General features: G+C 43.0%; 21 protein-coding genes. 17 read left to right on the top strand and 4 right to left on the bottom strand.

Features of this window, described 5'->3' with window-relative positions; translation table 11 throughout:
• Nucleotides 1–58: 58 nt before the first annotated feature.
• From FHW89_RS18970 to FHW89_RS18945, 6 genes are all read left to right on the top strand, one after another.
• A complete protein-coding gene (locus FHW89_RS18970) occupies nucleotides 59–520 on the top strand; it encodes a terminase small subunit (protein WP_172336623.1) in 462 nt (153 codons plus the stop codon).
• A gap of 313 nt (nucleotides 521–833) precedes the next feature.
• On the top strand, nucleotides 834–2,087 hold the full coding sequence (locus FHW89_RS18965) for a PBSX family phage terminase large subunit (RefSeq protein ID WP_172336622.1): 1,254 nt from the start codon (nucleotides 834–836) through the stop codon (nucleotides 2,085–2,087).
• 96 nt (nucleotides 2,088–2,183) lie between these two features.
• Nucleotides 2,184–2,924 carry a hypothetical protein gene (locus FHW89_RS18960; protein ID WP_172336621.1) on the top strand — a complete coding sequence of 247 codons (741 nt, stop codon included), beginning with the start codon at nucleotides 2,184–2,186 and terminating at the stop codon, nucleotides 2,922–2,924.
• 208 nt (nucleotides 2,925–3,132) lie between these two features.
• Nucleotides 3,133–3,576: a hypothetical protein gene (locus tag FHW89_RS18955; protein WP_172336620.1), complete on the top strand. Its 444-nt coding sequence runs from the start codon at nucleotides 3,133–3,135 to the stop codon at nucleotides 3,574–3,576.
• A 144-nt stretch (nucleotides 3,577–3,720) separates the two neighbouring features.
• The gene (locus tag FHW89_RS18950) at nucleotides 3,721–5,844 is read left to right on the top strand and encodes a hypothetical protein (RefSeq protein ID WP_172336619.1); all 2,124 of its coding nucleotides are present in this window, start codon (nucleotides 3,721–3,723) and stop codon (nucleotides 5,842–5,844) included.
• 167 nt (nucleotides 5,845–6,011) lie between these two features.
• A complete protein-coding gene (locus tag FHW89_RS18945; protein ID WP_172336618.1) occupies nucleotides 6,012–8,063 on the top strand; it encodes a hypothetical protein in 2,052 nt (683 codons plus the stop codon).
• On the opposite strand, the gene FHW89_RS18940 is transcribed toward FHW89_RS18945, so the two are convergent.
• Nucleotides 8,060–8,236, bottom strand: a complete 177-nt coding sequence (locus tag FHW89_RS18940) for a hypothetical protein (RefSeq protein WP_166088684.1) — start codon at nucleotides 8,234–8,236, stop codon at nucleotides 8,060–8,062. The genes FHW89_RS18945 and FHW89_RS18940 overlap by 4 nt on opposite strands.
• A gap of 183 nt (nucleotides 8,237–8,419) precedes the next feature.
• Between FHW89_RS18940 and FHW89_RS18935 the strand changes: the two genes are divergently transcribed.
• Both FHW89_RS18935 and FHW89_RS18930 read left to right on the top strand, forming a co-directional pair.
• Nucleotides 8,420–8,860 carry a hypothetical protein gene (locus FHW89_RS18935; protein WP_172336617.1) on the top strand — a complete coding sequence of 147 codons (441 nt, stop codon included), beginning with the start codon at nucleotides 8,420–8,422 and terminating at the stop codon, nucleotides 8,858–8,860.
• 73 nt (nucleotides 8,861–8,933) lie between these two features.
• Complete coding sequence (locus tag FHW89_RS18930; RefSeq protein WP_172336616.1) at nucleotides 8,934–9,212, top strand: hypothetical protein; 279 nt, start codon at nucleotides 8,934–8,936, stop codon at nucleotides 9,210–9,212.
• Between the two features lie 388 nt (nucleotides 9,213–9,600).
• Here the strand turns inward: FHW89_RS18930 and FHW89_RS18925 are convergent, their stop codons facing one another.
• From FHW89_RS18925 to FHW89_RS18915, 3 genes are all read right to left on the bottom strand, one after another.
• Nucleotides 9,601–9,753 (bottom strand): hypothetical protein, encoded by a 153-nt coding sequence (locus FHW89_RS18925; protein WP_172336615.1) that lies wholly within the window; start codon nucleotides 9,751–9,753, stop codon nucleotides 9,601–9,603.
• Nucleotides 9,754–10,000: 247 nt separating this feature from the next.
• Nucleotides 10,001–10,144 (bottom strand): hypothetical protein, encoded by a 144-nt coding sequence (locus FHW89_RS18920; RefSeq protein WP_172336614.1) that lies wholly within the window; start codon nucleotides 10,142–10,144, stop codon nucleotides 10,001–10,003.
• A 205-nt stretch (nucleotides 10,145–10,349) separates the two neighbouring features.
• Nucleotides 10,350–10,505, bottom strand: a complete 156-nt coding sequence (locus FHW89_RS18915; protein WP_172336613.1) for a hypothetical protein — start codon at nucleotides 10,503–10,505, stop codon at nucleotides 10,350–10,352.
• 453 nt (nucleotides 10,506–10,958) lie between these two features.
• Here FHW89_RS18915 and FHW89_RS18910 point away from each other — a divergent pair, with 453 nt between their 5' ends.
• The 9 genes from FHW89_RS18910 to FHW89_RS18870 all read left to right on the top strand — a co-directional run bounded on the left by FHW89_RS18910 (nucleotide 10,959) and on the right by FHW89_RS18870 (nucleotide 22,231).
• Nucleotides 10,959–12,920, top strand: a complete 1,962-nt coding sequence (locus FHW89_RS18910) for a hypothetical protein (protein ID WP_172336612.1) — start codon at nucleotides 10,959–10,961, stop codon at nucleotides 12,918–12,920.
• 213 nt (nucleotides 12,921–13,133) lie between these two features.
• Nucleotides 13,134–13,364 carry a hypothetical protein gene (locus FHW89_RS18905; protein ID WP_172336611.1) on the top strand — a complete coding sequence of 77 codons (231 nt, stop codon included), beginning with the start codon at nucleotides 13,134–13,136 and terminating at the stop codon, nucleotides 13,362–13,364.
• 526 nt (nucleotides 13,365–13,890) lie between these two features.
• A complete protein-coding gene (locus FHW89_RS18900; protein ID WP_172336610.1) occupies nucleotides 13,891–15,078 on the top strand; it encodes a head maturation protease, ClpP-related in 1,188 nt (395 codons plus the stop codon).
• Between the two features lie 103 nt (nucleotides 15,079–15,181).
• A complete protein-coding gene (locus tag FHW89_RS18895; protein WP_172336609.1) occupies nucleotides 15,182–16,390 on the top strand; it encodes a hypothetical protein in 1,209 nt (402 codons plus the stop codon).
• A 172-nt stretch (nucleotides 16,391–16,562) separates the two neighbouring features.
• Complete coding sequence (locus FHW89_RS18890) at nucleotides 16,563–17,150, top strand: hypothetical protein (protein WP_172336608.1); 588 nt, start codon at nucleotides 16,563–16,565, stop codon at nucleotides 17,148–17,150.
• A gap of 77 nt (nucleotides 17,151–17,227) precedes the next feature.
• Nucleotides 17,228–17,503, top strand: coding sequence for a hypothetical protein (locus tag FHW89_RS18885; protein WP_172336607.1), 276 nt, complete (start codon nucleotides 17,228–17,230; stop codon nucleotides 17,501–17,503).
• Nucleotides 17,500–18,786 carry a hypothetical protein gene (locus tag FHW89_RS18880; RefSeq protein WP_172336606.1) on the top strand — a complete coding sequence of 429 codons (1,287 nt, stop codon included), beginning with the start codon at nucleotides 17,500–17,502 and terminating at the stop codon, nucleotides 18,784–18,786. Before FHW89_RS18885 ends, FHW89_RS18880 begins: the two co-directional genes overlap by 4 nt.
• A gap of 92 nt (nucleotides 18,787–18,878) precedes the next feature.
• Nucleotides 18,879–19,493 (top strand): hypothetical protein, encoded by a 615-nt coding sequence (locus tag FHW89_RS18875; protein WP_172336605.1) that lies wholly within the window; start codon nucleotides 18,879–18,881, stop codon nucleotides 19,491–19,493.
• Nucleotides 19,493–22,231 carry a hypothetical protein gene (locus FHW89_RS18870; RefSeq protein WP_172336604.1) on the top strand — a complete coding sequence of 913 codons (2,739 nt, stop codon included), beginning with the start codon at nucleotides 19,493–19,495 and terminating at the stop codon, nucleotides 22,229–22,231. Before FHW89_RS18875 ends, FHW89_RS18870 begins: the two co-directional genes overlap by 1 nt.
• Nucleotides 22,232–22,233 lie beyond the last annotated feature (2 nt).

The following is a 22,233-nucleotide window of genomic DNA, read 5'->3' as shown; positions in this document are numbered from 1 at the left end:
AAATCTCTGTTCCAGGAGTCCTTACTCCAAAAATCTTTGTTCACTAATTCATTAACCTATGAAAATACATGCCTATTATTCAAAATCAGCGGCGATATTAGCCCACCGTATCGATAAGTACTTTAAGTACATTGATGGTACATTCCATATGGAACAAAAAACAACCAGCGGAAAAGATCCGGCCTTAACCACACAAAAGGTATGGGATCGAGAGCCCGAAACTGCCACCATCGCCGGTATGGCCCTTTTCCTGGGCTTTAGCAGCAAGCAGGAGTTTGAAGCTTATGAAGTTAGCGGCAAACATGCTGATGTATTAAAACGCGGGCGCCTGCGCCTGGAAGCCGCCTATGAGTCGCGTTTATATCAAACACCTACGGGTGTTATATTTGCCCTTAAAACATTGGGCTGGAATGATAAACCAGAAATACAAAAGCCCTCCAAAACCGGCAAAACACTCCAGGTAGAAATCCGGAACACCGGCCTCATACCCGCTGGCAGCGAAAAGGAAGTGATGCTTTGATTTCGGATTTGGGAATTGAGATTTCGGATTCTGTCTGAACCGTGATTTCCCTGATTATGGGATTAAAGGATTTTACCGTCAAACAGAAATCGTGGTCACCATACAATCCTAAGAACGGCGAAGCCCTCTTGAGTACAGTTAAAAAACAATAATCGAAAAATCATGGTTCAGAAAAAATCTCAAAATACATTTTGAATTAACTAATTTTTTTAGTATTTTTGAATTCATTTATGCCAACTGGCATTTTAAACACATTAAACATAACGCTTTCCTGCGCCATGTTTACAAGATCACTTTCTTAAATCTATACATCATGATGGATGATATCAATGCGCCTCCGTTTAGCGGCCTGGGAGGATCGGTACTTTTTGGGCAAAATTATTTCTCCCGCGCTCAGATAGTTGTAAATCAAGGGGGCACCAGTTCGGGCAAAACCTATGCTATTGAACAAGTGCTCTTTTGCCTGGCCTGCCAAACTGCTAAATTGGTAATAACCGTAGTGGCCCAGGATGTGCCCAACCTCAAAGCCGGTGCCCTGCGCGATGCTTTAAACATCTACCAGCAATCAGAAGCTTTACAAAACGCGATGAAAAATTTTAATAAAACCGACAGGGTATTTGAGTTTACTAATGGCAGCATTATCGAGTTCAAAAGCTACGATAATGCGCAGGACGCGAAATCCGGGAAGCGCGACTATCTGTTTGTTAATGAAGCCAATGGCATAAGCTGGGATATTTACCATGAGCTGGCTTTGCGCACCAGGCAACGTATTTTTATTGACTACAACCCCAATACGGGCTTTTGGGTACACGAAAAATTGATAGGACAACCCCATGTGCAACTGATCATTTCCGATCACCGGCATAACCCCTACCTGGATCAGTCGGTACGGGATAAGATCGAATCATTAAAAAAGGATGATTTGGAACTGTGGAAGGTATATGCCCGTGGCCTTACAGGTAAAATTACCGGTTTGATATTTAACAACTGGTATCTTTGTAATCAAATACCCGATGATGCCCGTTTGATAGCCGCAGGTTTGGATTTTGGTTTCACCAATGATCAAACCGGTTGCCTGCTGGTATACCGTCAAAACGGGGAGCTTTGGGTAAACGAGCTCTTTTATGAAACCGGCCTAACCAATGCCGATATAGCCGACAAGCTTAAAGCATGCGGCGTAAATAAGACAACGGAAATTATTGCTGATAGTGCCGAACCCAAATCAATAGAGGACCTTAAACGCATGGGGTGGCATGTCACCGGCGCTAAAAAGGGTGCGGATAGTATCAAAAACTCTATCGACATTCTTAAACGGTACAAAATAAATGTAACACGCACCAGTATTAACCTACGTAACGAGCTTAACCGTTATATATGGCGCGTAGATCAATCGGGCAAAACCATTAACCAACCGGTTGACAAATGGAACCACCTGATTGATCCTTTGCGGTATGTGGCGCTCAACAAACTAAAAGTCGGCGGTGAAGGCAATAAGATAAAATCGCGTTTACCCTTTGTGCCCAGGCCCCGTTCTTCAGCCGGAATTTTTGAACAGATGATTGGTTAGTGGCTTATAGTTGATGGTTCATAGTTCATAGACTACGAACCATCGACTTTCGAAAGCTATGAACCATCAACTATGAACTATGAACCCAAATAACTCATGATCCAAAAAACACTCAAAACCATCACCGGTAAACTATCGGTAACAATTCCAACGGAGCTGAACGAGGTAACACTCGGGCAAATCATGGCCATGCAACAAAAGCCCGATCTGAACGATATAGAAGCCATCAGTATACTTTCAGGCATTGCTATTGAAGAATTACAGAATGTAAAAAGCATCCACGATTTCCAGGTATTTACAGATACCGTATTGGCTTTATCGCACCAGATCAAACACCTGTACAACAGCGAAGTAATACCCAAAGAGGTTGTTTTTATTTTGCATGACGCGCAGGAAAAACAGGTACAGAAAAATGTAAAAGTAAGCCATGATCTTTCGGTTGAACCAGCCGGAGCCTTTATGGCTGCCCGGGATATTATTGCCGAGGAAATCAATAACCATATTAAACAGCATGGCCAGGACGACTGGCAGGAGCGTTTTAATCCATCATTAAGCGCCTGCTGTCAGGTGTTGGCCCATTATTTTTTCTGTAAAGTTACCGGTCAACAATACAATGAATACCAGGCCGAGGAATTTTGTAACGAGATCAAAAAGATGCGGGTAACGGAGGCACTGCCCATAGCGCGCCATTTTTTTTCCTGCTTTCCCAACTTATCGAAGCGGAAAACGAGCTTCTGGCATCGGCTCCTACCGCGCTGGAAAAACGGGCAGGTATTCAGTCGTTCGAGAAGTTCAAGTATATCAACACCATCAACTCACTGGCCGGCGGCGATATAACCAAATGGGATATCATCCTGAACATGCCTTACGAACGCGTGCTCACCAAACTCCTGCTCAACAAAACCGAAGCTGAGTATCAGCGGAGGTATAGTGAGGTGGTGAGTGGTTAGCGGTGAGTGGTGAATTTTATTGAAATGTTGGATACTACCATTCACTACTCACCACTTACTAATTCAATAAATCACTAATTCAATAATTAAGCCCTATGCGCAATCAAATAGAAGCTATTGTACAAACCTTAACAGGCAGCCCCACGTTTGCCTATGGTACCCAAGCAGAACTCAACACCCTTGCCGATGATATGGCGGCCTTTCCGTGTGTATTTATGTACCCTTTGCAGCCCATTGAGGTATCGCCCCAGGTAAATGGTTCGGTAGATAACGTTTTTACGGCCTACATCGAATTCCTGTACCAGACCGAGTTTGGACAGTACACTGCCGAAAACGAAACCTTTGTAAACCAGGCGCTGAGGCTGGCCAATGAATTTATTGTAAAGGCATCCAGGTATCGTGATGGTGATGGCCGGTACTTCCGTATCAAAGCGGGCAGTAAAGCCAAATGCCAGCCGGTTTATAATAAGTTCGATGCTAATACCACGGGTATTGGTTTAACTATTTCCCTATCAACCATGTACGGGATTAATTATTGAATTAGTGAGTTAGTGGATTAGTGAATTGAAAAGTGTATTAGCTAAACCCCAACCGTATCATTTATCTATTAATTCACTAATTCACAATTCAGTAATTCACCACTCACTAAATCACTAATTCACTAATTCACTAATTAATCACCCATGAGCTTAAGAGCTATCATAGAAGAAACCAACTGGGTAAGCACCTACCCCGATCAAAACGGTGGCGAAATTGATACCGCCGACGTGTTGGTATCCATCATCGACACCGATACCGGGCAATACACCAACGGCAATAACTGCGTGGTAACCTACCAGGTTAATACGGATGGTTTTAGCAGTACCGAAACCGTTACGGTACCGGGCCAATCGGTAAAAATATACAGCGGGGTAGTGCGCGAAAGCCATTACAGTCCGCAGGGCGATCCTATATCCAGCACCTACACCACATTTTCCATTGTTTCCTTACAGCCGGGAGATGGGCCGCCACCAACAAATCCGGCGGTTTGTGATCTGAAGATCAATTATGTTAATGTAGATAAGCCCGAGTCGGCTGTGGGCGCTGCCGACGCGCAGATCACCATAAACGCTTCATCCAGCTACGGGCCTATTCAGTACAGTAATAATTTTGGCACCTCCTGGCAGTTATCGCCTACGTTTACCGGACTAAGCGGCGGACTGGCGCAGCCATCGGTAAAAGACAGCAATCCGCTGGGCTGTACGGCCCAAACGGCAATTACTATACCCACCACATCAGGCTTATTGATAGATGATCCCTCGGTGAACCTTGGGGGAGGGCATATCTCCCGCTGGAACGCGGCTTTTAACCCCATCGTATTTACCTATCAGCGTAAGGATTTTGGCATTATCAGCATTACGCAGGACAACGAAAAAGGCTACGCCAAAATAGCGGTAAATACCGCCCTGCTTGATCCCCAAACAGCCAAATACAAAGTTGCTGCCGGTAATAAGGTATATGTGAATGCCGGCGCATACCAGGGTGTATATGTGGTTGACAAGGCAGGCAACAATAACGAAATTACCATTACCACACCGTTCAATGGTAACGCTGCCGGGTATATCAACATTAACAGCATGCGACCTTATTACAACGTCATTACGCGCATTACCTACCAGGATAAGCTTACCGGCCGCCAAAACACCATCACCGCCACCAACAGACCAAACAATGAAGGCATCATCAAAGCCGACCTCTCTAACTTTTTGCAAAGCTTACTGCGCCCGGTTGATAACAGCGATTTTACGCTGAGCAATTTCAGGGATGATAACTTGAGCGCCAGCTATCAGATCGAATACGCCGAGCATTATGACGATGGTACAACCGATGGCTTTACATCGCCTTTTACAGCACTGCCCTATCCGTTTTACGTAATGTATGCCGCCAAACAACTGGGCGAGCGTTATGGTGGCAACCTGGCTGCTTACGTGCCTTTTAAAGCCATGAGCAATCCTGCATTGCTGGCCCGCTGGGTAACTGATTTCGCGGAGCCTGCCTACTCCAACGGCTACCCTTTTGACATTGGTTTTATTTACAGCGAAGATCTGCTGGGCTTACAACTTTATGCCGAACTTACTTTACTGGATATTAACCGTAACCCGCTGGCGGGTGGCAAGCAAACCAGCTACCTGCTTAACGAGGATGGCTCCTGGCTGTTGAATGAAGATGGCAGTTCGTTTATTATTGCCGATCAAACCCAGGTAAACACGCCTTTGGCGGCTCAGCTGGGACTTAACCGCCTGCGCATCAACGGTAGTTTCCCGCGGGAGGCTTTTTATATGAACCTCGCCCTCAAATACAACGACGAGCAGAACATTCCTCATACCGTTACCCAAACCCAAACCATCAGGATTGATGATGCGGTTGACGATAATTCCGTTTACCTGCGCTGGATAGGTTTAAGCGGCAGCTGGGAATACTATCGGTTCGTGTTTAACCAGGAGCTAAGTCTGGACGTACAGAACGCCGTGATCATCAAAAATTTTGTAAGCGACTGGGAAAACCAGGAAGGTATTGAACAGGTGATCAGCAAAACAGCCGGGCAAAAAATGAAGGTAATGGCCGCGGATCTGTCGGTAAATGATATCAAGGGTCTGCAGTCTATCAAATACTCGCCTAAGGTGCAGATGCTGGTGAACAAAAACCCGGTAAAATGGCAAACCATCGTGATCAATACCGCAACCTACGCTGAATACGAAACCCGCAACGGCCGGGCACCATTCAGCGTAACGTTCAACATGCCATCTATTAATATACAAACGCAGTAGGGCTATTTGGGATTTCGGAATTTCTGAACCTTGATTTATAGGATGATAGGATTCCCATGATTCCGATTGAGGGAAAAATCCTTTAATCAGGCGAATCAAGGTTCAGAAATTCTCAATTCCGAAATCAAAATAAATCCGAAATCGAACATCCGAAATCCGAAATCAACATGAACCAACTACAACTATATCTCAACAATCAACTGGTTGATTTGAGCGATGACAGCCCTATTGCGCTCACCTTCCAGATCAATAACCTGGCCGAGGTGAAAAATCAGCAGGGCAATACCAGCAACCAGTTTAAGCTGCCCCTTACCCAGCGTAACCGGCAGATATTGGGCTTTCCGGATGATGTGGCGTTCACTACCAACCTGCCATACGATAATTACGAAGCCCGGATCATACAGGATGGACTGGAGATCGTGCCATCGGCTATAGCCCAGCTCAATCTTATTGAGCAGGATACCGCCAGCGTTACGGTACTCAGCGGCAATGTTGATTTTTTTGATGCGCTGGATGTGAAGATATATGACATGGGCGATACCACTACCGATATAGGTAAACAAGGCGCTTTTTTACCTTATCAGCATACATGGGATCTGAATACGGTGGTCTATTCGCAAAAAAACACCAGCGGCTATATATGGCCTGTGATTGATTACGGCCGGATAGCTACCGATTTTTCAAATAACCCACAGATTGATGTCCGCTATCAGCGACCGGGCTTTTTCCTGAAAACAGCTATTGAGCTATTCGCGAAAACCGCGGGGTATAAGATCGATCAAAGTTCGTTTCTATTGAGGCAGCCCATGTATGATAAACTGATCGTTCAATTTGCCAATGATAACCTGGAGCATGGTACCGATTACCAAAACTCCACAACGCTTGGTGTAAACGCGTCGTTAGGCAATGATTTAAATGTATCACATCCCACCGTTCAAAACAATATCGGCACCGTGGTTTTTAAAAACATCATCAACAGCGACTCCAATTACCAGGCATCGGCAGGCAGATATGTGGCCAAAGCGGTTACTAAGGTTACCATTACGGTAAAAATACCTTCCTTCTATTTCTACGGTAAGTTTGCCGGTAATTATGCCTCCAACCTCGATATCAACATCATTTACACCGACCCGGTAAATGGCGAGGTAAAGCTGGCCACCCAAAATTTCGATCTGAAGGATAATATCGTTATCGATAAGCAATCGGGCTTCCTGAATTTGTACGCCCATAAAAACACTACCGATCCGGTGACGCTCTCGGCCGATGCGGAATTACCCATTGGCGGGCAGCTGCATGTGGGTTACGAATTTAAGGGCTACACGGGTTCGCGGTTTAGCATGCCCGGCACTACAGAGCTAACTATTAAGGCCGATAACCAGGATACTTTATTTGGGCAGGATATCCAGTGCGAGCGCATTTTTCCTGATATTACCCAGAAGGATCTGCTGAAAGATACCCTGCAGCGCTTTGGCATTATTTGTCAAACCGATAACACCACACGCACAGTTACATTTTCGTCCTTTCGCGATATTGTGCATAATATACCTGTGGCCACAAACTGGACAAGCAAATGTGTTGATCAGGGTAAAACCGTTGCCTTTCAGCTGGGTAATTACGCCCAGGTAAACACCATGACCTATAAGGAGGATGATGCCATTTTGCCCAAAAACTTCGGCAACGCGCAGATCAATGTGGCAGATAAAACCCTGCCATTAACTACCGCCCTGTTCGAGAGTCAGTTTGCTCCTACCCTTAACCGGCCATACATTGGTGGTAACCTGGCGCAGATATTAAAGATTGATACCTCGCAGGATGCCGATGCTGTTGATTTCAGCATCAGCACACAGCCGCGTTTACTGATAGATCAGAAGGTCGACCTGCGCCAGCAAAACGGGACGCCATCCGTTACCTTTACCGATGGCACCAACCGCATTACGGTGAATGATGTGATCTCGCTGCCCTATTTTTATAAACCCGGCGGTGAGCATAGTCTGCTCTGGGAAGATTTGCGCATAGCCTACTATCCCGAACTGGAAAAAATACTCCAGCAAACCAAAAAGGTGGTACGCTACTTCCTTTTAACCCCGCGCGATATCCTGGAGCTTAACTTCCTCATCCCCGTTTACCTGGAGCAGGATGGCTGCTACTACTACATCAACAAAATTGACAGCTGGAGCAGCGGGCAACCAACTAAGGTAGAACTGGTAAAACTGGGTTAAGAGAACAAGCCATGTGTGATCTCCTCTACCGAGTCGTCTCCATAAAACAAAATGGTGAACGAGCCCGGGATCTGGGTAATAACCAATATATCCTCGCGTTTGATGTGGTTTTCGTTGATAAAACGGGTAAGGCGCTCATGCGTACTGAAGTAATCGGATTTTAAAACGATCATACGGTTGATTTTTCAATAGGATGATGAACCCGCTATTTTGTTACAGATTTTGAACTGGGGTATTCGATCTTATCGCCGCAATATTATCCACAACTTTAATTATTATTTGCAATTAATTATTCTATTGTTTATTTTTACTAAAATAATTAGCAAAACCCAAATTACTACTTTACCTAACCCTCAATGTCAAACAAAAAGAAATACATAGTACTTAGTATCGCAGGATTTTTAATATTATCATCCATTATAGCTTTCTATAACCGTCAATTAATTATGGCCTGGTATGATAATGCCAAAAACAATCCTTTTAAAACAGGGGACAAGGTATATGCTCATCAATATTTTATTTTAGACGATAATAAAAGTGAAATAGCATTATTTAGGATAATTAAGTCAACATCATCATTCATTGGCACATACCTAAAAAATAAACTTTTACCAATTTCTGTTGATACTTTAAGCGGTATAGTAAGATTATACGCCATAGATCCAAATCCAAAAACAATAAACAGCAATGATACGATCCCGAAGGCCTTACCAAAAGGATATATTTTTGCTGATAAATATCTTTACGTTTTTTGGGGCGCCGTTACAAACAAGGAATTAAACTCCTTTGAAAAATAATTGATGGATAATACTTCTTTTATTTTTTAAACTATGCCAATAAGCATTTTAAACATAATAATAACACCAATATATGCCTAATCAAAATAATACTGTCTGTATAACTGACGATGACATTAAAAAAGCAAAGGACTATAGAGATGCGATGGACGCTTTGCAAAAGTCCATAAGCGGGGTTAACAGTAAACTACCAGAGTTTTCTGAAGGCTTGGAGGCCGGACTTAAAGCAGTCGGCGAAAAATTACCCGAAGTAGTTGACGCCATGGTAAAATTGAATGCTCAAAATAAAGAACTTGCCGCATCTGGCCAGCAACCTAAAAGTGTCCTTAAAGAATTAGCTTCTATTCCTTAACTATTCCTCTTCGTAATAAAATATTACAAAAGTGGCGTCATCTTGAGTTATAGTTATAATATCTTCTCTCTTGATATTGCGTCCATTAACGAACTCTTCAAGGTCTTTTAGCGACCTAAAACCACTGAAATTTTTTGTTTTGAAAACTTTCATAATTATAAAAAATAGGCCTCTGCTAGCGCACGCGTGTCGCGTGTGCTTCTAATAAATAAATTTTCCATTAACACATGCATGTATTGAGTAAACGAGTAATTACGAGTAAAGCTGTAAAAAATTCCCTCTGCTGGCGCACGCGTGCCGCTTGTGCTTCTAATAAATAAATTTTCTATCAACACATGTATGTACTAAGTAAACGAGTAATTAAGAGTAAAGCTGTAAAAAATTCACACTATTCTAAAACATAATAAAAGAGGGTAAATGCCCCTCCAAATGAATCTATTTTAAGAATATCTTCTTGTTTGATATTATTCTCATTTATAAATTCCACCAGTTTTTTCCTGCTCGAAAATCCTGTAAATTCTTCAAACTTTAATCTTCTCATTTTCTTCTGCATTTAGCTTAACAAACAATTATAACAAATAATATGGCAAACGATAATAACATCTTCAATGATAGTGATGGGCGAGAAAAATTAGATCAATACGCGCGTTCATTTGATAGTTTACCCCGTACTGGCGCACGCGTGTCGCGTGTGCCCCTTTAACTGTATAAGCACAAACGACCATCTACACCAAAGAAATAAACCAGCTCGAATAAGTAGCACAGCATTCACCATACTATGATGCTACTTATTCCTCTTCATAATACCACAAAACAATCCAATATTCAGTCTGAGTAATTACTACTATATCATCCTTTGTGAGCCTAAGATCATTAGCAAACGATGTCAGTTTGTCTAAATCTTTAAACGCCTTTGCTTTTAATATTTTCATAACAATTAATTATTTACTAAACCTATAAAAATGGCAGATGATAACAAAATATCCCGCCCATTCAAGCGCCTTCGCTTGAATGTAGTGCTATATAAGCGTCCACGCTCTATAATTAACTTTGATTTATTCGATCTTGATGAGCACAGACGCTCATCAAGATACCAGTTTAAGCGGAAGATATTTGGACTGGTGAGGAGGGTCTAATCTATTCAATTGTATAATAAAAAAGCAATAATCCACCGGATGCGGTATACATAATTTTCAGGATATCTTCTTTTGTAATATTGTTTTCATTAACAAATTCAACAAGCTTTTTCTCGCACCCCCATACATCAAAATTTTTAAAATTTAATTTTTTCATAACTATTCAAATCTATATCAATGTATAACAATAATAATAATTTATAATGTAATGGCAGAAGAAAACAAAATCTCCGTTGAGGTTAATATTAGCAGCGACGGGCAAAATCAAATAAACCAATACATAAAGGCATTTGATAGTTTGCGCAATTCGGTCGTTGGCCTTTCACAACCATTTAATTCTTTGTCAAATGGCTTAAATTCGTTAGATAAAAACCTATCAAAATATGCGGATTCTTTATCTAAAATTAATGCTCAAAATCAAGAATTAGTTTCATCTGGAGATAAAGCTGACAATAAGATATCAGATCTATCTACTTCTTTTTTGACGTGGACAGAGGTTGTCAAACTTCTAAGGGCAGCAACTTTATCCTGGCAAACAGCTTTAACCGGAGGGTTAGCTATTATTACTGCTTTCCTTCCCGAAATTATAAACTTTGCCAAAGCACTATTTATGGGAAAAGATGCATTGAGCGCCATGGTTTCAAACTTTAAAAATCTTAATGATGTAATGAAGTCATCGAATGGCGAAGCCTCTTCCCAGATTACACGTTTTCAAATTCTTTACAAATCAGCTACAGATGTTAATAATTCATACAACGACAGGCTTTTAAGTGTAAAAGAGCTGAAGAAAGAATTCCCTGAATATCTAAAGGCTTTAAGTGATGAAAGTATTATGAATGGTAAGGCTAAAAAAACTTGTGACGAGCTTACTAAATCATTGGTTGAAAATGCGAGGGCGAGAGCTGCTGAAGCCAAAATAGAAAAACTTAGTGCACAAATGCTGGATGCCGATTTTCAAAAGAAAAAAATATATAGCGCACGCCAATCTGAATTGGCGAGGATCATCACACCAACAGCTGAAAGCCTAAAAGCAAGTGGCGCATCTGAATCTCAAATAGCAAAAGCAGCAATCCGAAATTTTGGAGCCGTTGAAAAAGACGCATTAAGAAAAACAGTTAATGATCGTGCGGATGAGGCAAGAAAAATACAGGATCAGAGAAAACAGGATTTACAAAATCAAATTGATTTTCTGAAGCAATTTGCAGGAGGCAACAACAAAATGGCAAAAGCTATGGCTCAGGATAATAATACAGAATTAACAACTCCTTCGAAACTTAAAAAAGCCCACGTTAAAAAAGAGGCTCCCCAAACCCGCAGCGCCGATTTACTCGAAGCCCAATCCATCACTTTTGCCAAACAAATTGAACTGGATAAACAGCATTACGATACCGAGCTGGCTTTATTAAATGATCAGTTGAGTAAAAAACTGATCAGCCAGGATGATTATAATAAGCTGGCCGAGCAACTGCAGGAAAAATTCCACCTGGCCATTGGCGATAAGGTGCAATTTTTTAATAAAAACGATTTTGACGAAGCCAAAAAGCACATGCAGGACATGTTTACTGCGGCCGAGCAACAAAGATTGACTATAGATAACGACCAAAAGAACGTTGATAAAGCCATCCTCCCCGGTCAAAAACTGGATGCCGAAAAACAGCTGATCACCGATAAATACAATTATGAAATAAGCCTGGCTGCCGGCAATGCCGATAAGATCAAGGAGCTGGAAACAAAAAAACAGCAGGAAATTACGCAGCTTACCCAACAGTACGAGCAGCAGCGCCAGGATTTTGCCATGCAAAGCGCCCAACAGGTAGCCAACGCGGCGTTTTCTATCCTGCAAAACAATATCAAAAACCAAAGCGATGCCAAAATAAAGGGCCTGGAAAAAGACAAAGCCGCCGAGCTGAGCAACAAAAGCCTCACCAACACCCAACGCCAGGCTATCGAAGCCAAATACCAAAAGCAGGAAGCCGCCGAAAAGGTAAAAGCCTTTAAATCGGAGCAAAAGGCATCCATACTACAGGCGGTTATCAACGGTGCATTGGCGGTTACCAAAGCTACTTCGCAGGCGGGTATGCTGGCTGCATTTGTTATTCCGGGTATTATTGCTTCAACAGCTATACAGGTAGCCACCATCGCGGCTCAAAAACCACCGCAATATGCCCAGGGCGGTCTGCACTACCAGTCGGACGGGCGCGGCGCCCTGCTGCCCGGTTACAGTAGTACCGATAATACCAATGCCTACCTGCGTTCGGGCGAGGCTATAGTAGTATCCGAAGCCATGCGCAATCCCTGGGCACGTAACCTGGTGAGCGCCATCAATGTAGCCCATGGCGGCAGGGATTTTTCGATACCCAACCCAAGCCGGGGTTATGCCATAGGCGGTATATTTACCGATGGCGGCAATGCCAACCGCTACTACAACCAACCGGTTAATGATGTAAAAGAGCTGGCCAATACCCTGGCCTACCAAATGATCAACAACTTCCCCCCTGTTTACGTAGATGTAAAAGACATCAACAACCAGCAAAACATCCTGGCCCAAACGGTTAACAGGGTGAATTTGTAAGCCCTTGGCTTTAAGTCAAAAGTTAAAATTCAAAAGTCAAAATCCTTTATATCGGCGATACAACTATGCCAAACACCATAACAATCATTGCCTTTTGCCTTTTGCCTTTTGCCTTTTGCCTTTTGCCTTTTGCCTTTTGCCTTTTGCCTTTTGCCTTTTGCCTTTTGACTTTTGACTTTTGACTTTTGACTTTTGACTTTTGACTTCCCTCTCATGAACATCCAACTTGCCAACACGCTGTTTGATGAAGGCGTATTTACGGCCATGTACAAGGCCGGTTTCATCACCACAAAAATATTTACCTATCGCGAAATTTACCTGTGGGTAGATGCCCAGATGCAAACACGCGGCCTCAGCAAAAACCAGGCGGTACTGGAAGCCGAAGTCAAGTTCGGCAGAGATGAACGCACCATATGGCGGGCGCTGAATTGCTTTTCGGAGTAAGTTGTCTGAATTATTGTCTGAACCTTGATTCCTGGGATTAAAGGATTACCCAGATTAATAGCCATGCATATCAAAATCCCAAAAATCTAATAAATCCGTTTAATCCCAGTTCAGACAAAATTCACCCACTGACAAACCACTGTCACCACGCCAATAAATAATTGTTCCGATATTTGAATATCAATTAGTCTGAACCTTGATTTGTAGGATTCTAAGATAGCCTTGATTCTAATTGCAAGAATCCTTTAATCCTGAAATCAGGAAAATCAAGGTTCAGAAAAAGAAATCACCCACTGACAAACCACTGTCACCACCAAACTAAAAACAAATCACGATCTTTGAATTATGCCAATCAGCATATTAAACACGTAAGCAAACCTGCTTCACATTTAATAATGGCACATCTTCAAAAACTCCTGTCTGAATCAGAATTTTCAGAATTCATTAATTCACAGAATTATTCTGTCCATTCTAAAATCCTGTAAATTCTGATTCAGACAACACTCACACCTAATATCTCAACAACATGAGCTACAAAATTTATTTACATGATACCGAAACCGACTGTATAGGTTCGGGCACCTTATCATCAGCTTACATCCAGCAACAACTGGAGGCTGCAGCCGGCGCCGATGTAGACGTACACATCAGTTCGGTAGGCGGCAGCGCGTTTGACGCCATCGCCATTTATGATCTGCTAAAAAAATATCCAGGCAAGGTAACTACTTATATTGATGCGCTGGCCGCCTCGGCAGCTTCGGTTGTGGCCATGGGCGGCCAGCAGGTGGTGATGAGCAAATATGCCCTGCTCATGATCCACAAACCCATGGTAGGCTCGGGCGGTAATGCCGATGAGCTTTTAAAAGATGTGCAGATGCTCAATGTGGTACAATCGCGCCTGGCACAGATCTACATGGATAAATCTGGTCTAGACGGGATCACCATCAACAGCCTCATCAATTCCGTTACCTGGATGACTGCCGACCAGGCCCTTGATCTGGGTTTTATTGACCGCATTGACGATTACAATTCGCCCATTACCAACAGCGCCCTTATCCAAAAATACACCGATACCGCCCCTGCGGTTTACCAGCGATGCATTAACAAAATCTTAAACAATAAAAACAACATGAACATCGAAAACAGAGAACTTATCGAGAAAACCACTTCGGTTTTGGATAAGATTATGAACTTCTTTAAAAAAGTGGTGAACAAGCAAACCATTACCGACAAAGGCACCCTGCATCATGCTGGCGACATAGACCAGGGCACCGAAGTATACCAGGACGAAGACATGACCACCCCTGCCCCGGCCGATACCTACACCACTGCCGAAGGCAAAAAAGTAACCGTGCAAAAAGGCCAGGTGCAAAAGGTAAGTCCCTGCGAAACCAATATTGATGACGAGGATGATGATCTGCCTGATGATAAACTGAGATCGTCAAAAAGGCCTCTCGATGTGGAAAATCGAGTACAGCAACTCAAAGCCAGGCTTCACGCCCAAAACGCGCTGTTAAGCGAAGCCAAAGCAGCCCTGGAAACAGCCAACAACAGTCTGCAAAAAACACGCGTGGAGGTTAAAAACGAGATCAAATCGACCTTTACACCCGAAGGCTCCAAACGCAGCAACAAAGCAAAAGCCGAAGCAACCCCATTCTTCGCCCCGCAAAGCGAAATAGCTAAGAACGCGGTTAAAAAAGCGATAGGGAAATAATTCGTTACCAGTTTCGGGGAACGAGGTTCGAGGAAAACATAACTACTAAAAACACAATCATATACCGGCAACACGCCACACAAAACACAAACCAGAGTAAAAAATGGCTCAATTTACATTCACTAACAACACCTATGCCGGCGAAGCGCTGGCCGGGTTCATGGCAAGCACGCTGCTGGAAGCCGATTCCGTAAAGCGTGGCCTGCTCACCGTAATTAACGACGTCAAATCGCGCAAGGTTATACTTGATGTTGATGACGACGTGGTACTGCAAAACCCATCCGGTCTGTTTACCGATCAGGGTACAACCGCTCAGCAAACCGAAAGCTACCTTGACCCGGTAGTGTACGAATTCATGAAACAGGAACAATGGGATAAACTGGCCCAGTCATGGGAGGCACAGGCCTTAAAACCAGGCGCCTTTATGGATTATGAAGGTATTGTCGACCTGTCCGACTTTATGGTACAGCGCTATTTAACCAAAATACAGATAGCCAACGAGCGCCTGTACTGGCTGGGCAAAAGCGCTACCAAAGAAGCTGCCTTCACCGCCGATTTCGCTGGTTTACTACCAACCATAGCTGCCGCGTCTGGAGTTTATAAAGTTGATCTGGGCAAATCAGCCACCTCTATGGCCGCGACGGCTATCGACGCATCAGGTATAGTAACCGTGACCAGTACAGCCTCCCTGCGTGATGGCGATGTAGTAACCATCACCGGCGTAACCGGCAGCAGCAAGGATACGACCAATGGAGCAACAGGCATCAATGTTCAGGGACAATCGTACTTTATTAAAGTAGCCGGTGCTACAACCTTTAAGTTGGTGCGAAACTTTAACGAAGTAAACACCCGCAAACCGGCCACCTTTACAGGTACGTCAACCGCGGCAACAGTTAGCTACATCAATGCCAGCAACGTACTGGGTGTTTTAGCCGGTATTTATGCACAATTGGATCCAGCCGACCGTAGCCAATCCGACTTTAACCTGCAGATCCCTTTACACGTAGGTTATGCCTACGCCCAGGCACAGGCAGATAAAGCGGTTAATGTACTCAATGCCTTCACAGATCCTAAAAAGATGGATTACCTGGGTTTACCGTTACAATTGATGAATCACTGGCAGGCCAACACCATCCTGGGTGCCCGTTCCTCAAATCTGTTCTTAGGGGTCGACTTATTGGGGGATGCATCCGAACTATCAACCGTTTACATGAAGCCCTACACCAACGACAACGTAGTACGCATGAAGGCCCGCATGAAGGCCGCCGTAAACTACAAATTTGCTAACGAACTGTTCTACCTAAGCGCATAAGCGCGCTGCGCAATTGCTGAATTATTGATTTATTGAATTAGTGAATGAAAAAAATCTCTATTACAATTCAATAATTAAAAACCTAAACCCAATCACTAATTCAATAAATCAATAATTCAATAACTACCCTCAATCACTAATTCAATAAATCAATAATTCACTAATTAAAAGTATGTCAATTTATAATAAAATAAATGCGGGGTTTAAGCTGGGTATAGCCGAACCTATCACCGCGGGTATCGAGGATGTGGTTTACATCTTTAACCAGGATGATATTGCACTAACTTATGATATCACCAATCCGCTTATCGTTACCGGTTTAACAGCGGTTAGCGCGGCCAAAGTTTACAAGTTTGAAGGCACCAACAACAGTTTTGGCACTACATCCAAACTGGCCAAAACACAGGTCGGTCCGCGCTATACCGAGGAGATCGATTTTAACATCGCCGGCTTATCAGTCGATATCAAAACACAGTTAACCGCTATGGGTTACGGCAGGGTTTGCGCCATTACGGTTAACAATTACAAATCGAGCGACTCGGCCATTGAGCTTTTTGGGGCCGTGAACGGATTGATCCTGACCGATGCGGAACGCAATGCTGCAGATGAAACACTGGATGGTGGCTACAAACTAAAACTCACCAACCCGGATAAGCTGAAGGAACCATATCCTCCACGCGCTGTATCAATAGCTCCTCAAAGTGGCACAGCAACCTACGCCAGTACAATCGCGGCGTTAGAGGCTTTGGTAGCCGCATAATCATCGCGTCATTCGGTCATTAGTCATTATAAAATGGCTAATGACCATCAAATTCATCAATTCAAACTAATGACCTAATGACTAATGATCTTATGACCAAAAAATATATCCTAAAACCCGGTAAGCATCAGTTCGCCCCAGGCTCGGCGGCAGTGCATGATAATGACAATACCAGCGATGAAGAAGCAGAATGGTATTTGGAAAAGTACCCGCACATAATAAGTCTGTTTGCCCCCCAGCCCCCTGAAGGGAGTGCTAAAAAGCAGGGGCAAGAAATAGGCGACCAAAATACCAAAAAAGTAAAAGGGGTTAGTTCGCTAACTCCCCCTTCAGGGGGTAAGGGGAGCCTATGAAAACCTATCTGCCACAAATTGAACGGCGAATATTGGTTCGGCCAAACCAAACCTACGGCATTCTGAACTATGACCTGGACAATGCCTATCCGCAGCGAATGCTGGGGCTGGTAGCCGCTTCGCCAACAGCAAAAGACTGCTGGAACAAAAGGGCGAAATTTATAAACGGTAACGGCTTTGAAGGGAAAGATCTGGGTAAACAAATGGTGAACGAAAAAGGCTTGACCTTAGCTAAACTATTAAAAGCCTTAGCCACTGATAAAGCCCTGTTCACCGGTTTTGGAATCCATGTAAACTATAACGCCAACTTTAAGATATCATCCATAAACTATGTAAAGTTTGAGGATATACGCATGGGTGATACGGATAATGTGGATACCGCCGATAAATACGCGCTGTACTCAGACTGGGGCCGTAAAACCTGGAAAAACATCATGCGCAGCAAGATCACTTTCCTGGATAAATACAATCCCGATCCAATAGTGATTGCACAACAGGTTGCCAATGCTGGTGGCTGGGAGCATTATAAAGGCCAGCTCTTATATTTTAACCCCGAGGTGGATGATTACCCTTTGATTGAGGCTGATTCTGTTTGGGAAGATTTTGAGACCGAGGCCGGCATCAAGATTTTCAACAATCGCGAAGTTACTACGGGCTTTCTACCATCGACTATGCTATTTATGCAAGCTCGACGGGAAGAAGCCGATAATAGTCGCCCTGGAGCCGACGAATATGGCGGACTAAACACACCATCGCAACTGGAAAAAGACCTCGGTGCTTTCCAGGGAACAAAAAGTGCTCAGAAAATAATTGTTATTGAGTACGAGGATGAAAACACAAAACCGGAGTTTAAAGCCTACCCTATCCAGAATAATGACAAACTGTTTGAAACTACAGAACGGTCGGTTGAGGCGCGTATCATTAAAGGTTTTTCTGTACCCAAAGAGCTCATCAACTCTGAGAAATCATCAGGACTGAGTAACGGCAGCGAGAAAAAAGAGGCTATTATTGAATTTAATGACAATACCTCAACCGACAGACTGGAACTTTCCGAAACATTTGCCGAGCTATTCAGTCACTTTCATATCAATATTAACCCGGCCGATAACTGGAACATCATACCTGTACCAACTTTAATTGCCGATGACAATATTGGTGTTAAAGCAGGAAGCAGTATCAATGATCTGTTGTTATCAAATATCCCATCTAAAAACAAAATAGCAACCCTGGTACATGCATTTGGCTTTAAACAGGCAGAAGCCGAAGCCATGTGTATCTCTTAAATGTTCATTGGTTTATTAGGCATTCTCAATGACCATAACAAACCATTCAACAATGAACCAGTGAGCCAATGAACCAATAAACTAACAAACCGATGATCTATCTTATCAACAAAACCACTTTTCAGCAATACGAGGATATTACTGTAAATATAAAACCCGAGCGTCTCAATGTGTTCATCAAAAAGGCTCAGGACCTGGATTTGAAACCCTTCCTGGGGCATGCGTTCTATTATGATTTCCTAACTTATTTCGATGCCGATGGCAGTTTGAAAGATGAAACACCGCAGCAATATAAAGATCTGCTGAATGGCGCGGAATATCTTGATCAATATGGGCATATTGTATTTTACGAGGGATTGATCCCGACACTTGTTTATTTCACCTTTGCACGCTTCATTGAAAACGATGCTATACACTATACACCTACCGGGCCGGTGATCAAGCATCATGAAAACGGCGATCCCCTTTCAGCATCCGCCATTGTAAAACTGGTACAGCAGCAACGCAGCACAGCCAATGCTCATGCCAATGAGGTGGAGAAGTTTTTGTGGGAGAACAAAGAGAACTTCCCGCTGTGGCGATATAATGAAAAGAATAACAGTGCCAGGCAAGCCGGCCCACGCATCAGAGGGATCGATAAAACAGATTTTAACTACCCCGGCGCGTACAACAACTATAAGTTATCTATAACCGAATTTTTAAACTGATGGCAAGCGATAAAAAAATAAGCGATTTACCAGTAGCGTCGACCATTAGCGCGAACGACAATTCAATCTTGATAAAAAACGGCACCGATTATCAATTCGCGTTTGAAACACTGTTGCAATTTATCAGTTCGGAATTAGCTGTTGGTGCTAACATTACTTTTGGCGTTACGCTTCCTCCCAATAATACGGGTAAAAATGGTGATGTGTTTATCAATACCAACAACGGATCCTTTGCACAAAAGCTCGCTAACATCTGGACAGTTGTATACATTTTACCGCAGGGGAATAATACTACAGATGGAACTGTTTTATACGGAAACAGCAATCCCGGATCTTCCACTGGCAGCAATAATGATACGTATATCAATACAACAACCGGCATTTTCTTTAAAAAATCGGCAGGGGTATGGAGCCAGGTATTTTCGATGCAAACTGGTCCGGCTGGGCCGCGAGGTAATAGTGTACTAAACGGTTCAACAGACCCTACTGCAGCTATTGGTCAAAACGGCGATTTTTACTATAATACCGCAACGCAGTACATATTTGGCCCAAAAACAACCAATGCGTGGCCAACCGGTGTCCGCCTGAAAGGTGCGAACGGTAATACGGTATTACACGGCTCAACAAATCCATCAAATCTTACCGATGGCATTGATGGTGATTTTTATATCAACACCACTACATACAACCTATCCGGCCCCAAGCAAGGAGGCATATGGCCCGCACCAATCGCCTTGGTATATGATCCGGGTTACATCCCCGAAAACCCTGCAAATAAAAATCAGCCAAATGGCTATGCGGGGTTAGACAGTTCCGGGAAAGTTACCTCATCTCAACTACCCAGTTATATAGATGATGTGTTGGAATTTACCAGCTATGCAGCATTACCATTAACCGGCGAAACCGGCAAAATTTACGTCACTCTGGATACCAATTTTGAATATCGTTGGAGCGGATCTACTTATATCCAGCTCGTAGCATCACCAGGCAGCACGGATAATGTACCCGAAGGTGCAACGAATAAATATTTTACGGCGGCCAGGGTACTAAATACATTTTTAACAGGTATTAGTTTTTTAACTAACAGTGCTGTTTTGGCCACCGATACTATATTGCAGGCAATAGGCAAATTGCAAACACAGTTTAATGCACTGTTTAAAATACCTGCAGGAGGAACAACAGGCCAGGTGTTAGCAAAAACAAGTAATGCCGATGGGGATACACATTGGATTGATATATCTGGTGATGCAACAATAGATCCTTATCCAAATTTACCAACAAATGCTGGTAAAGATGTAGAAATATTCGGAACTAGCATTTCGGCTGGCGATGGCATTAATCTACCTGATTATCCTTTTGGCGCTTTGTTCGCCCAACAAACAGGGATGCAAAATTATAATAATCGGGCGCAGTCGGCAACCAATTGTTTTTCAGCACTCAGGCAATATTATGCATACATGCCGGTACTAGCCAACAGGAATGTTATTAGCGTAATCGAGATGGGCTTCAATGATTTTAAAAGTGCCGACAACGCTAAAAATTGTTCCAAGATATTCGGATGTTTAAGTTCAGCTTTAGTAAGTAGTTTCACCGAAGTGATATATGCAGGAAATTATACTTTTATGCAAAAAACGGGAACATGGACGGATTACGATACCAGCGTACACGGAGGTAAGGCGGCTTATATTACACCCAATCAAGGGCCAACCTCAAAAGGAATATCTTCCAATGTCGCAGGCTCTACCTATGCATTTAGCAGCACTGGAGCACCTTTAGTTATTGGCACTTATGCTGATGATGGTTCGGGCACGAATCCACTGGGTGGTTTTACTGTTTCTATAAATGGTGCCGTTGTATATACATATTCACCAACCGGTAAAACAAACGGCCAGCAGGATAGGCTTAATTATGATGAAAGCATAACTCCGTATCCAGTATTTATTAAAAGTCAGTATTCCGACGCTGTAATTAAAATAACTACACTCAATAACCTGCCAACCATTATTGATTATATTGCTTTTTTGGGTGATTGCAACATATACCCACCTGCTTTTGTGGCGCTGGTGCCTGAAAAATCAGATTCAGAGTATACTTTAGAAGGCCCACTTACAAGTAAAACCAAAACTGCAGAAGCCAATGCAGCTATAAAAAATGCAGTAGCTCAATTTGCAGGCTATCCGGTTACCATATACGACCCGAAGAGTAGTGGATATGATCCTAATAATATAGGTCATAGCGCAGATGGGGTACACCCGACAGTTTTAGGTCACCGCTTGTTTTTAGAAAGTCTTTTAAAAAAAACATTGCCTATTGTAGGATACCCTATGCCTACATTACAAGGGAACGCCACAGAGAAAATAGTGAGTGTGATGGCTACTGGGCCGATATTAAACTATGATGTAGTAAATATTTTTGTTGCACCTACCAATTTAACAACTGCTGATTGGGCAACAGGTGTTGCCGCTGTTACGGGAGTTATTGGTCAGGAAAGTGCTGATAGCAATTATCGTTATAAGTGTATAGGAGTAAATCAATGGATACGTCAGTTAATTAGCTTTCCTTCCATTCTAGATTACTACATCGGTACTATTGATGATACAGGTGGTGATATAACAAGTGCAACTTTACAAACAGCATTTCCTACCGCTTTGGTTGGACAGCACGTAAGAGGAGTAAATAAAATGTATGAAAAAATTAACAGTACCGACTGGATTAAAACAGCAATAGCAGTAGCATAGAT

The sequence above is a fragment of the Mucilaginibacter sp. SG564 genome (genome assembly GCF_013149275.1).
In the GTDB taxonomy this organism is placed as follows: Bacteria; Bacteroidota; Bacteroidia; order Sphingobacteriales; family Sphingobacteriaceae; genus Mucilaginibacter.
The sequence above is the reverse complement of the archived record's forward strand: the minus strand, read 5'-3'. Positions and strand labels throughout refer to the sequence as shown.

Bases quoted from the DNA above. Each gene is read 5' to 3' on its own strand.
- FHW89_RS18970 (WP_172336623.1), top strand. From the start codon at position 59: ATGAAAATACATGCCTATTATTCAAAATCAGCGGCGATATTAGCCCAC.
- FHW89_RS18965 (WP_172336622.1), top strand. From the start codon at position 834: ATGATGGATGATATCAATGCGCCTCCGTTTAGCGGCCTGGGAGGATCG.
- FHW89_RS18960 (WP_172336621.1), top strand. From the start codon at position 2,184: ATGATCCAAAAAACACTCAAAACCATCACCGGTAAACTATCGGTAACA.
- FHW89_RS18955 (WP_172336620.1), top strand. From the start codon at position 3,133: ATGCGCAATCAAATAGAAGCTATTGTACAAACCTTAACAGGCAGCCCC.
- FHW89_RS18950 (WP_172336619.1), top strand. From the start codon at position 3,721: ATGAGCTTAAGAGCTATCATAGAAGAAACCAACTGGGTAAGCACCTAC.
- FHW89_RS18945 (WP_172336618.1), top strand. From the start codon at position 6,012: ATGAACCAACTACAACTATATCTCAACAATCAACTGGTTGATTTGAGC.
- FHW89_RS18940 (WP_166088684.1), bottom strand. From the start codon at position 8,236: ATGATCGTTTTAAAATCCGATTACTTCAGTACGCATGAGCGCCTTACC.
- FHW89_RS18935 (WP_172336617.1), top strand. From the start codon at position 8,420: ATGTCAAACAAAAAGAAATACATAGTACTTAGTATCGCAGGATTTTTA.
- FHW89_RS18930 (WP_172336616.1), top strand. From the start codon at position 8,934: ATGCCTAATCAAAATAATACTGTCTGTATAACTGACGATGACATTAAA.
- FHW89_RS18925 (WP_172336615.1), bottom strand. From the start codon at position 9,753: ATGAGAAGATTAAAGTTTGAAGAATTTACAGGATTTTCGAGCAGGAAA.
- FHW89_RS18920 (WP_172336614.1), bottom strand. From the start codon at position 10,144: ATGAAAATATTAAAAGCAAAGGCGTTTAAAGATTTAGACAAACTGACA.
- FHW89_RS18915 (WP_172336613.1), bottom strand. From the start codon at position 10,505: ATGAAAAAATTAAATTTTAAAAATTTTGATGTATGGGGGTGCGAGAAA.
- FHW89_RS18910 (WP_172336612.1), top strand. From the start codon at position 10,959: ATGGGAAAAGATGCATTGAGCGCCATGGTTTCAAACTTTAAAAATCTT.
- FHW89_RS18905 (WP_172336611.1), top strand. From the start codon at position 13,134: ATGAACATCCAACTTGCCAACACGCTGTTTGATGAAGGCGTATTTACG.
- FHW89_RS18900 (WP_172336610.1), top strand. From the start codon at position 13,891: ATGAGCTACAAAATTTATTTACATGATACCGAAACCGACTGTATAGGT.
- FHW89_RS18895 (WP_172336609.1), top strand. From the start codon at position 15,182: ATGGCTCAATTTACATTCACTAACAACACCTATGCCGGCGAAGCGCTG.
- FHW89_RS18890 (WP_172336608.1), top strand. From the start codon at position 16,563: ATGTCAATTTATAATAAAATAAATGCGGGGTTTAAGCTGGGTATAGCC.
- FHW89_RS18885 (WP_172336607.1), top strand. From the start codon at position 17,228: ATGACTAATGATCTTATGACCAAAAAATATATCCTAAAACCCGGTAAG.
- FHW89_RS18880 (WP_172336606.1), top strand. From the start codon at position 17,500: ATGAAAACCTATCTGCCACAAATTGAACGGCGAATATTGGTTCGGCCA.
- FHW89_RS18875 (WP_172336605.1), top strand. From the start codon at position 18,879: ATGATCTATCTTATCAACAAAACCACTTTTCAGCAATACGAGGATATT.
- FHW89_RS18870 (WP_172336604.1), top strand. From the start codon at position 19,493: ATGGCAAGCGATAAAAAAATAAGCGATTTACCAGTAGCGTCGACCATT.